Origin of the sequence: Microbacterium sp. H6, from assembly GCF_003314775.1 — a bacterium.
In the GTDB taxonomy this organism is placed as follows: domain Bacteria; phylum Actinomycetota; class Actinomycetes; order Actinomycetales; family Microbacteriaceae; genus Microbacterium; species Microbacterium oxydans.
On record NZ_QOAY01000028.1, the window covers coordinates 1,683 to 11,402 of the forward strand.

Consider the following 9,720-nt stretch of genomic DNA (forward strand, 5'->3'; position numbering starts at 1 on the left):
GTCGCCCCGCACGCGGTGGGTGCGGATGCCGACGACCCTGCGGCGGCGTGGGAGCGGATGCTGCGCGGCAGTGCCATCGTCGGCCGGGTGGGCTTGGTGCGGCGCGCCATGGGGCTGGTCGACATCGCCCTCTGGGACATTGCCGCCCGGCGCGCGGGCATGCCGCTGTGGAAGCTGCTCGGCACCGGTGATGCTCCCCGGGAATCGATGCTGGTCGCCGCTTACCCGTCTGCGGACCGGGCTCCGCGGGAGGTCGCCGACGAGGTTCTCGCGCAGGCTGCTGGATGGACGAACGTGAAGATCTCGCGCATTCCGGATCCGGCATACATGCGAGAACTCCTGGCGACTCTGAATGCAGAGCTGCCCGCTGACACAGGGCTGGTCGTCGATGTGGGTTTCGGCTGGCCGGATGCTGACACCGCGCTCGCGGAGATCGCGCAGTGGGGCGACCCGCAGCTCGCGTGGCTCGAAGACCCGCTGCTGCCGGAAGACGCAGCAGGTGTCGCGCGCATCCGCCGGGAATCGGGCCTGGCGGTCGCCGTCGGCGATGAGGTCACCGATCCCGCGGTGCTGAAGGCGCTGGTCGAGGTCGGTGGTGTCGAGGCGCTGCGCCTCGACGTCGTGGCGATCGGTGGTGTGACGCCCGCCCGCGAGATGATCGCATGGGCGACCGAGCGCGGTGTCCCGGTCTCCGGGCACGTGTATCCCGAGGTCACCGCACACCTCGGGATCGGCGTGGAGACGTTCGCGCGAGGAGTCAATCCGTACGACCCCGCGCCGTCGTTCATCCTCGGTGGTCCGTCGTTCGAGGGTCTGGTGCGCCCGACGGATGCCACGGGACTCGGCTTCGCTCTCGATCCCGCCGTCTTCCGATTCGAGAGGGATTGACATGACGGAATCTGCACGCAGCGTCGTCGTGACGGGCAGCGGCAAGGGCATCGGCCGTGCCATCGCAGAGCGCCTCACGGCTGACGGATGGATCGTGGTTGGGCTCGAGCGCTCTGCCGGCTCGGGCACGGTCGAAGACGGCATCGTGGCTGAGGTGGTGCTCGGTGACGCGTCGGATCGCTCGACGCACGAGCGCGCGGCTGCTGCTGCCCGCGCCAGAGCCCCGCTCGCCGGCTGGGTCAACAACGCCGGCATCACGAAACGGACGCCCCTGCACGAGCTCGACGAGTCCGTGGTGCGCGAGGTGCTCGACATCAACGGCTTCGGCTACATCTGGGGCTGTTCGACGGCGGTCTCCGCATTCGTCGACCAGGGTGTGGCGGGCGCCATCGTCAACATCGGTTCGATCCATGGGCGCTCCAGCTTCACCGACCACGCCGCCTATGAGTTCACCAAGGGCGGCATCGACGCGCTCACCCGCAGCGTGGCCGTGTCGTATGGCGCTCTGGGCATACGAGCCAATACGGTCGCTCCCGGTGGCGTGCGCACCCCGCATCTGGAGGCGCAGATCGCCCGGGCTGCCGATCCCGCCGCCGAGGAACGTGCCCTCGCCGAGGGGCCGCCCATGGGCCGGATCGCCCGCGCGGAAGAGGTGGCCGCGCTCACGGCGTTCCTTCTCTCCGACGAGGCGCCGTACCTGTCGGGGCAGTCCATCGCGGTCGACGGCGCGTGGACGGCATCCTTCGGCGACATCGCCATCGACCCGGGTCTGCGGGAGCGTTTCGAGGGCTGACGGGGCACCTACCGGAGATACGCATCCACCAGCAGTGCTCCCCGAATCACCCGCAGCTCGTCGATGATCCGGGCGATGCTCTTCGCTCCGACGGAGGGCAGCGCCAGGTCGTGCGGACCGAGCGGTTCGAGCTTCCCGGTGCGGATGCGGATCACCTCCCACCCCACAGCACGCAGGGCGCGGTCCTTGCGCAGATCCGCGTCCTGCCGCTTGCCGACATGCTCCAGGCCGTGTCGGCCGACCGTGTCGTACTCGATCGCGATGCGCAGCTCCGGCAACACGATGTCCGGCCAGACCTCGGTGTGGCGGAAGAACGGGCGCGAGACCTTGACGGCGTTCACGGTGGTGTCGAACTCGATCGCGACCCCGAGTCCCGCCCGCAGACGTCCCTCCGCGGCAGAGGCGGGCTTCGGCGCGCACTCACTCGCGAACGCGGTCCCCGAGGGCAGGTCGGGCGTCTTGGTGCAGAGTGCAGGCGCGGGGCGACGGGGCCTACGGGGGATGGCGCGAGCTTCCCCGAGCACGACCGGCTGCGGGCGGGCGAGCGCGGAGCAGTCCGGACACCACCCGGAGCGGCGCCGGACGCGTCCTGGACGTTCGCGCTGCTCGGTCGGTGTGGCGGCGAACCGATGGCCGACCGGGCACTCCCAACACACGAGCACGTCGGCGGCGAGAGGGATCTGCGACAGCGCGATGCCGTGATTCAGCTCGGGGTGGTACTGGCGGATCAGCTCCGGGTACGCGGCCCACCCAGCGCGATAAGTTCCCACGTCATACGGAATCGCGCGACCGCGGGAGAACTGCCGTCGCGCCCACCACTGCATCACCGGTTCCGGCACGCGCCGAACCTACCTGTGAGGACCGACACCGGGTGCGGGCCGGGCGCGACGTCCACGGATGTCCCCGGTCCATGCGACGATCCGCTCGTCGACAGGAGAGCAGGATGCGTGGGGAAGCGACCGTGCTGCACGCCGACCTCGATGCGTTCTACGCGTCGGTCGAGCAGCGCGACGCCCCGGAATTGCGCGGGCGACCCGTGATCGTGGGCGGCGGGGTCGTGCTGGCGGCGAGCTACGAGGCGAAGGCGCGCGGGGTGCGCACGGCGATGGGAGGCCGGCAGGCGCGCGAGCTCTGCCCCGATGCTGTCGTCGTCCCTCCGCGCATGGAGGCGTACTCCGCCGCGAGCAAGGACGTATTCGCGATCTTCCGCGACACCACCCCGCTCGTCGAGGGGCTGTCGATCGACGAGGCGTTCCTAGAGGTCGGCGGTTTGCGACGCCTCGCGGGCAGTCCCGAGCGGATCGCGGCTCGATTGCGCGAACGGGTGCGGGCGGAAGCGGGACTCGCCATCTCGGTCGGGGTCGCGCGCACCAAGTTCCTCGCCAAGGTCGCCAGCGCCGTGAGCAAACCAGACGGCCTGCTGGTCGTCGAGCCCGAGCGGGAAGAGGAGTTTCTGCTTCCCCTTCCCGTGGAGCGGCTGTGGGGCGTGGGCGCGGTGACGGCCGAGAAGCTGCACCGATACGGCATCCGCACCGTCGGACAGCTCGTCGAGCTGGAGACCGCGACCGCCGAGAGGATGCTGGGCAAAGCGACGGGTGCGCACGTGCATGCGTTGGCCCGGCTGCGCGACCCGCGGCCGGTCGACACCACGCGGCGTCGGGGATCCATCGGCTCGCAGCGTGCGTTGGGCACTCGTCCGCGCTCGGCCGAGGAACTCGACCTCATCCTCACGCAGATCATCGACCGTCTCGGCAGGCGACTCCGCGACGGCGATCGCGTGTGCCGGACGGTCGTGCTGCGTCTGCGCTTCGGCGACTTCACGAAGGCCACCCGCTCCCGTTCGCTCCGGGCTCCGACCGATCGCACCGCCGTGCTGCTCACCCTCGCTCGCGCGCTGCTCGCCGCCGCGCAGCCCGAGATTTCTGCGGGCGGCATCACCCTGCTCGGCATCTCACTGTCGCAGCTCGACCGTGCAGGGAACGTGGCGCCCGAGCTGCCGATCGACTGGGGCGACGAAGCGCGCCTCGACACGGTGCTCGACACCCTGCGCGGCCGCTTCGGTGCGGACTCCGTGTCGCGGGCGGCACAGCTGGGTCGTGATCGGGGTTGGTCGTCGCCGGTCCTGCCCGAGCACGAGTGAGCCGCACGACGCTCAGGCTTCTCGTGCCGGTCCGGTATCTTGAGCTCGACGGCGCCGAGCCGAAGAAGGGCGCAGCCGCAGATGAACGCACTCAGCCGGACGGGATGGGTCCTGGTCGTGCTCGTGCGCGGGCTTCTGCTTTGGGTGCTGATCCCCTTCGCCTTCCTCTCCTGGCTTCTCCTCCACTGGTGGGCGCAGAAGGCCTCGCGTCGACAGGCGCTGTGCTGGTACGACGCGCATCTGACCGTCGCGCTCGCGCGAGGTCCGTTCCGCCTGATGATCGCTCCCGACAATCGGCGCTTCGACCGGATTCCGAGGATGGCGACGGTGGAGCCCCGAAAGACCAGTCTCTTCGGCATGCACACCATCGAGGTCTTCGATCTGGTGTGAAGACGGCGCGCTCGGCGAGATGCCCCCCGCGCCTCAGGCCTTGAGCATCGACGCCCTGGCGATCAGCCCGTCCACCACATCGAAGGTCGCGATGGTCTCGGTGGCGACGCCGGCGTTGATCACCTGTTCCTGTGCGACAACCCACCGGGTGCCGAAGAGCACGCTGGTCTCGATGACGCACGACAGCTCGGGGTTCTGCAGTCGAGGCTCGTAGAACGCACGGATCGCGGCGGAACCGACCACGGGTTCGGCGGCGACACCGGTGATCACGGCGTCCTCGGCGTAGGTGGCCACGAACGCGTCGAGGTCGTGTGCGTTGAACGCGTCGAGCTGCGCCTGCACGGTTTCGAGGGCGGAGCGGTCCAGGGGTGCGTGGTCAGTCAATGCGAACTCCTCCGTTGACGTCGTAGGTGGCGCCGGTGATGAAGCGTGCTCGCTCTGAGGCGAGGGATCCGATGATCCAGGCCACGTCCTCCGGCTGCCCGAACGCGCCGAGGGGGATGCCCGACTCGAGCTTCTCGCGCCCCGCCCCCTGCAGCTGGTCCGTGATGGCGCTCGCGACCGGGCCAGGGGTCACGGCGTTGACGCGGATGCCCTCCGAGGCGAGGTGCCGGGCGAAACTGCGCGTGATGGCCAGGATCGCACCCTTGCTCGCGGCGTAGTGGATGCCGGTCTGCAGCGCGCCGACCTGGCCGGCGATCGAGGCGATGTTGATCACCGAGCGGTCGCCCTCCGCTGCCCGGAGCAGGGGGAGCGCGCCGCGGGTCAGGAAGAAGGTGCCGCGGGCATTGGTCTCGAGCACCATGTCCCATTCATCGAACTCGATGTCGTCGTAAGGCGTGTAGGGGCAGACTCCGCCGTTGTTGACGAGCACGTGGAGCGATCCCCATGCGTCCGTGATCTCGCCGACGAGTGCGTCGATCGACTCGCGCTCCTGCAGGTCGAGGCGCGACACGTGAACCTCGGGTGACCCTGCCGCCCGGCACTCCTCCGCTATGCGCAGCGCTTCGGCCTCCCGTCCGGCATACGTGATCCAGAGGGCAGCACCCTCGCGGGCGAGTTCGAGGGCGGCGGCGGTCCCGATGCCGGAACTCGCCCCCGTGATCAGAACGCGGCGCATAGTCATCCCTAAACGCTATAGCAAAAGGGCGGTCATCCGCGACCTCCGGCGCCGTCAGCGGATCCGCCCGCGGTCATCGCCGGCGAAGGCTGCGATCGACGGAACGGCGCGGCGAGGGTGGGCAGGATGTGCCGACGGTGGACGATCAGGAAACCGGCGGCGATGATCAGCTGCAGAGCGGAGAGCACGTAGCGGCCGCCGGTGTCGGTCACGAAGAACTGCACGAGGAAGATCGCTGCCAGGGCGATGGCCGATCCCAGGTGGAATCGGAGAGCGAGGAGGATCGCGACGCCCATCACGGTCTGGGTGCCGGTGAGCACGAACTCCTCGATCTGCCGGGCATCGAGCGGCAGATCGGACCCTCCGCCACCGAAGAAGTGCGCGAGGGGGAGCGAGCCGACCAGGAGGCTCCACTGGTTGACCTTCGACGCGATGAGGGTGGCGATCGCGGCTGCCCCCATTCCCCGGACGGCGAAGAGCACCGCGATGATGAACTCGGGCGCCTCGGAGGCGAGGGGCGCGAGCCACTGCACGAGGAAGAAGCTGTCGATCCCGAGCGCGGTTCCCGAATCGACGAGACCGGTTGCGAACGGCTCGGCGCACGCGAGGATGATGCCCGCCGAGACGATGAACATCGAGATCACGGTGATCCGCCGGGCGCGGGTCGGCATGCCCGCGATGTGCGCGGCGGCGCCGACGAACTCGTCGTGGCTTTCGCTCTCCGCGCGGCCTGCCCGCCACAGGTAGGTGACGAATGCCCCGATGAGCACCAGGCCGAACCAGATCGGGATGTTCCCGAACAGTGGGATGGCGAACGCGAGGATTGCCAGCACCGCGAGGAAGCCGACGTCCAGGCGTGCGGTGACGGGGAGCTCGAGGGCGAGACGCCGGGCTTCGCCGCGTCGTGCCCGGTTCGCGATCACGAGGGCGACGATCACGACGAGTGGCCACCCGAAGCCCAGGAGCAGTCGGTTCGATCCCGTCATGTTCGCGGCGGCGTACTGCGCGTACTCGGGGTCGGAGCCGGAGCGGAACGCGTAGTACAGGTCGACGGCGTACTCGGGGAGCACGGCGATGAGGGCGAGGATGGCGATCGCGAGGGCGCCGGAGATGTCCTTCTGCGCGGCCTCGGCGGCCCAGGCGAGCACGAAGCTCGCCGCCACGACCGCCGCCCCGAAGACGACGAGGTCGAGCATGGGATTCGGGTGGAAGCCCAGTGTGCGGAACACCAAGGCGGGGGCGGCGATCAGGAGGCACAGGGCGAGACGGCCGATCAATGCGCGTGGCATGGGGAACGGTCCTTTCGGTCGGGCGCGACCGAGAGAGGACAAGACAGAGCTCCGGCCGCGCGTGGGCCGAAGGTCTCGTTCATCCGGGAGACAGGGGCACCGGACGATCATCGTGAACGTCAGTATGTCGATGCGGCCTCAGGCTCTCGCGAGCCCGGAACTACTCCCCTTCGATCTCCCCAGTCTGGCGAACACGGCGCGCGATCCCCCTGCTCAGACGGAGATTCAGAGGGTTTCGGCACCCCTCACGCGTGAACTCGCTGGCGCCCGAGCGGGCGGCCCAGGATTTCGGAACAGTGAAAGGGCCCAACTTCGGTATCGCGATGCGCATATCTGCTAGATGCTATAGCATCGCATCCATGACCGAGCCATTCATCCTCGTCAGCGACTGCGACCTGCCGGGAACCGTCATCGAAGACACGCTCCGACAGGCAGGACTGCGCGCCGATCGCGCCGCATCCGGAAGCCCGGACGACATCGCCGCCCTCGGTGCCGACGCCGAAGGGCTGGTCGTGCAGTGGGCGCAGATCACGGGTGATGTGATGGACCGGATGCCGAACCTCCGCATCATCAGCCGTGTCGGCATCGGGTACGACATGGTCGATGTCGAGGCTGCGACCGTTCGTGGCATCGCCGTCGCGAACACCCCGAGCTACTGCATCGAAGAGGTGGCGGCGCACACCATCGCCATGATCATGTCCCAGGCGCGCGGCCTGTCCGCCTACGACCGCGCCGTGCGTGCCGGGACCTGGAAGGCCGTCGACGCACGACCGCTCGCTGTGCGCCCCTCGGCCACCACGGTGTCGGTGCTCGGCTTCGGACGCATCGGCTCGATGGTCGCTCGCGGTTGTCGCGCGCTGGGCTTCCGCGTCCTCGTCGCCGACCCCTTCGCCCCCGCCGACGCCGTGCGCGAAGCCGGGTGCGAGCCCGTAGAGATCGCGGAGGCCGTCGCGCGTGCCGACATCCTGACCCTGCACGTGCCGCTCACCGACGACACCCGGCACCTGATCGACGCAGCCGCCCTCGCGACCATGAAGCCGGGAGCGGTCGTGGTGAACACCTGTCGCGGTCCGCTCATCGACGAGGAGGCGCTCGCCGCCTCGCTGCGGGCGGGACACATCGGTGCCGCGGCCCTCGACGTGTTCGCGGGAGAGCCGCTCGCCGCCGACTCGCCGCTGCGTGACCTCGATCAGGTGCTGCTCACACCGCACGCCGCCTGGTATTCGCCCGAGGCGCTGGCCGACCTTCCGGTGCACGCGGCCGAGAACGTCATCCGTTACCTGGCCGGCGAGTCCGTGCCGATCGTCAACCCGTCCTTCGCCACCGCGCGCTGACCTGGAAGGCCCCCATGGAGCTCCTGCGACTCGGCCCCGTCGGCCGCGAACGTCCCTACGTGCGAGAGGAGGGCGTCGTGTACGACCTGTCCCCCCTCACCGCCGAGATCGACGGCGACTTCCTCGCCGCCGACGGCATCGGCCGCGTGCGCTCCGCGCTCGGCCGGGGTGAACTGGTCGCCGCCGACGTCGATGGGCTGCGCATCGGTGCCCCGGTCGCCCGCCCGACCGCGGTGGTCTGCATCGGACAGAACTACGCAGCTCACGCTGCCGAATCCGGATCGGAGCCGCCCGAGCATCCGGTCGTCTTCTTCAAGCACCCCAACACGGTGGTCGGACCGGACGATGTCGTGCTGCTGCCGCCCGGAGCGGAGAAGGTCGACTGGGAGGTGGAGCTGGCGATCGTGATCGGCAAGCCCGCCCGCTACCTGTCGTCTCCTGATGCCGCGCGTGAGGTCATCGCCGGCTACACGATCTCGAACGACGTCTCGGAGCGCGCGTATCAACTCGACGTCTCGGGCGGGCAGTGGTCGAAGGGCAAGTGCTCCGAGACGTTCAACCCGCTCGGGCCCGCACTCGTTCCCGCCGACGAGGTCGACCCCCAGGCGCTGCGACTGCGGTCGTTCGTGAACGGCGAGCCGCGGCAGGACTCGTCGACCGCGGACATGATCTTCTCCGTGCTGCAGATCGTGCACGAGCTGAGTCAGTATCTGGTGCTCGAGCCCGGCGACGTGATCAACACCGGTACCCCGCAGGGTGTCGCGCTCTCCGGCCGGTTCCCCTATCTGCAGGACGGCGATGAGATGACGATCGAGATCGAGGGTCTCGGACGTCAGCGCCAGCGCACCGAGCGGGTGCACCTGGGCTGACTCGGCTCTCCCCGGCGGCCTGTGCCCGGGGCACGGTTCCTTTCGCTGAGTGCACCGTGCTCCGGGTAGAGGCCGTCGGGTGCGTCAGCCCGCGAAGGGGATGACAGGAAGGCCCCGCACACCGGGTCGCACGGCGAAGAGCGAGCCCGCCTCGGTGCCGTGGCCGGGTTCGAGGCCCTGCGCCGAGGTCGTGATGTACAGCGTGCCGAGGTCGTCGTCGCCGAAGGTGCAGGCGCTGACCTGGGGCACCGGGAGCTCGATCGTCGCGATGCGCTGCCCTGCGGCGTCGTAGCCGTGCACTGCGCTGCCGCCCCACAGGGCCACCCAGATACTGCCGTCAGCGGCGATGCACAATCCGTCGGGGGAACCCTGCTCCTCGGGGATCGCGACGAAGGCGCGACGGCCCCGCAGCTCGCCCTCGCTGACGTCGAACACGTCGATGCGGTGCGTCCCGGTGTCGACGTAGTAGGCGCGTCGGCCGTCCGGCGAGAAGCCGATGCCGTTCGAGATCGTCGCCCGCGGAAGAACGGTGCTCGTCGTCAGGTCGGCGTCGACGCGCAGCACGGCTCCGGCATCGGGCGCCGCGTCGTAGGCCATCGACCCCGCGAGCAGGCGTCCCCGAGGGTCGCAGCATCCGTCGTTCATGCGCACACCGGGGTCGTCGCCCAGCGAGGCGGCGGCCCGGACCTCTCCGTCGACGTCATGCGCGAGGTAGAGCGTGCGGGCGCCGACCGCCACCAGACCTCCACCGGAGCGCGGGCGGGCGAAGGCCAGGTACTCGTCGTCGATGTGCTGGCGGGACACACCATCCGGTCGCAGCGACAGAAGATCGCCGGCGTCCCCGTCGACCCAGCGCAATCCGCCCCAGCCCGACCACCAGACGGGCGCCTCGGCGTG

At 69.7% G+C, this 9,720-nt stretch carries 11 protein-coding genes; 6 read left to right on the forward strand and 5 right to left on the reverse strand.

Translation table 11 applies throughout. The features are described from left to right. Positions 1–888 (forward strand): mandelate racemase/muconate lactonizing enzyme family protein (locus DSP71_RS01310; protein WP_258546199.1); only part of this gene is annotated, 888 nt, incomplete at its 5' end. Position 889: 1 nt separating this feature from the next. Beyond that, complete coding sequence (locus DSP71_RS01315; protein ID WP_113680165.1) at positions 890–1,681, forward strand: SDR family NAD(P)-dependent oxidoreductase; 792 nt, start codon at positions 890–892, stop codon at positions 1,679–1,681. Positions 1,682–1,689: 8 nt separating this feature from the next. Here the strand turns inward: DSP71_RS01315 and DSP71_RS01320 are convergent, their stop codons facing one another. Continuing rightward, positions 1,690–2,520: a zinc-ribbon domain-containing protein gene (locus DSP71_RS01320; protein WP_113680166.1), complete on the reverse strand. Its 831-nt coding sequence runs from the start codon at positions 2,518–2,520 to the stop codon at positions 1,690–1,692. Between the two features lie 104 nt (positions 2,521–2,624). Here DSP71_RS01320 and dinB point away from each other — a divergent pair, with 104 nt between their 5' ends. Both dinB and DSP71_RS01330 read left to right on the forward strand, forming a co-directional pair. Beyond that, a complete protein-coding gene (dinB, locus tag DSP71_RS01325) occupies positions 2,625–3,821 on the forward strand; it encodes a DNA polymerase IV (RefSeq protein ID WP_113680167.1) in 1,197 nt (398 codons plus the stop codon). Positions 3,822–3,902: 81 nt separating this feature from the next. Further along, positions 3,903–4,211, forward strand: a complete 309-nt coding sequence (locus tag DSP71_RS01330) for a hypothetical protein (protein WP_113680168.1) — start codon at positions 3,903–3,905, stop codon at positions 4,209–4,211. A gap of 33 nt (positions 4,212–4,244) precedes the next feature. Here the strand turns inward: DSP71_RS01330 and DSP71_RS01335 are convergent, their stop codons facing one another. The 3 genes from DSP71_RS01335 to DSP71_RS01345 are packed head-to-tail and all read right to left on the reverse strand — an operon-like array spanning position 4,245 to position 6,620. Continuing rightward, the gene (locus DSP71_RS01335; protein ID WP_113680169.1) at positions 4,245–4,595 is read right to left on the reverse strand and encodes a nuclear transport factor 2 family protein; all 351 of its coding nucleotides are present in this window, start codon (positions 4,593–4,595) and stop codon (positions 4,245–4,247) included. Further along, complete coding sequence (locus DSP71_RS01340; protein WP_113680170.1) at positions 4,588–5,337, reverse strand: SDR family NAD(P)-dependent oxidoreductase; 750 nt, start codon at positions 5,335–5,337, stop codon at positions 4,588–4,590. Before DSP71_RS01340 ends, DSP71_RS01335 begins: the two co-directional genes overlap by 8 nt. 26 nt (positions 5,338–5,363) lie before the next feature. Continuing rightward, positions 5,364–6,620, reverse strand: a complete 1,257-nt coding sequence (locus DSP71_RS01345) for a sodium:proton exchanger (protein WP_218867955.1) — start codon at positions 6,618–6,620, stop codon at positions 5,364–5,366. Positions 6,621–6,979: 359 nt separating this feature from the next. Between DSP71_RS01345 and DSP71_RS01350 the strand changes: the two genes are divergently transcribed. Continuing rightward, positions 6,980–7,954, forward strand: a complete 975-nt coding sequence (locus DSP71_RS01350) for a C-terminal binding protein (protein WP_113680171.1) — start codon at positions 6,980–6,982, stop codon at positions 7,952–7,954. A 14-nt stretch (positions 7,955–7,968) separates the two neighbouring features. Then, positions 7,969–8,823, forward strand: coding sequence for a fumarylacetoacetate hydrolase family protein (locus DSP71_RS01355; protein ID WP_113680172.1), 855 nt, complete (start codon positions 7,969–7,971; stop codon positions 8,821–8,823). 84 nt (positions 8,824–8,907) lie between these two features. On the opposite strand, the gene DSP71_RS01360 is transcribed toward DSP71_RS01355, so the two are convergent. Next, the coding region (locus DSP71_RS01360) for an SMP-30/gluconolactonase/LRE family protein (protein ID WP_147251155.1) at positions 8,908–9,720 on the reverse strand (813 nt) is incomplete at its 5' end.

Coding starts and splice junctions, on each gene's coding strand:
- DSP71_RS01330 (WP_113680168.1), top strand. CDS start 3,903: ATGAACGCACTCAGCCGGACGGGATGGGTCCTGGTCGTGCTCGTGCGC.
- dinB (WP_113680167.1), top strand. CDS start 2,625: ATGCGTGGGGAAGCGACCGTGCTGCACGCCGACCTCGATGCGTTCTAC.
- DSP71_RS01340 (WP_113680170.1), bottom strand. CDS start 5,337: ATGACTATGCGCCGCGTTCTGATCACGGGGGCGAGTTCCGGCATCGGG.
- DSP71_RS01345 (WP_218867955.1), bottom strand. CDS start 6,620: ATGCCACGCGCATTGATCGGCCGTCTCGCCCTGTGCCTCCTGATCGCC.
- DSP71_RS01350 (WP_113680171.1), top strand. CDS start 6,980: ATGACCGAGCCATTCATCCTCGTCAGCGACTGCGACCTGCCGGGAACC.
- DSP71_RS01315 (WP_113680165.1), top strand. CDS start 890: ATGACGGAATCTGCACGCAGCGTCGTCGTGACGGGCAGCGGCAAGGGC.
- DSP71_RS01355 (WP_113680172.1), top strand. CDS start 7,969: ATGGAGCTCCTGCGACTCGGCCCCGTCGGCCGCGAACGTCCCTACGTG.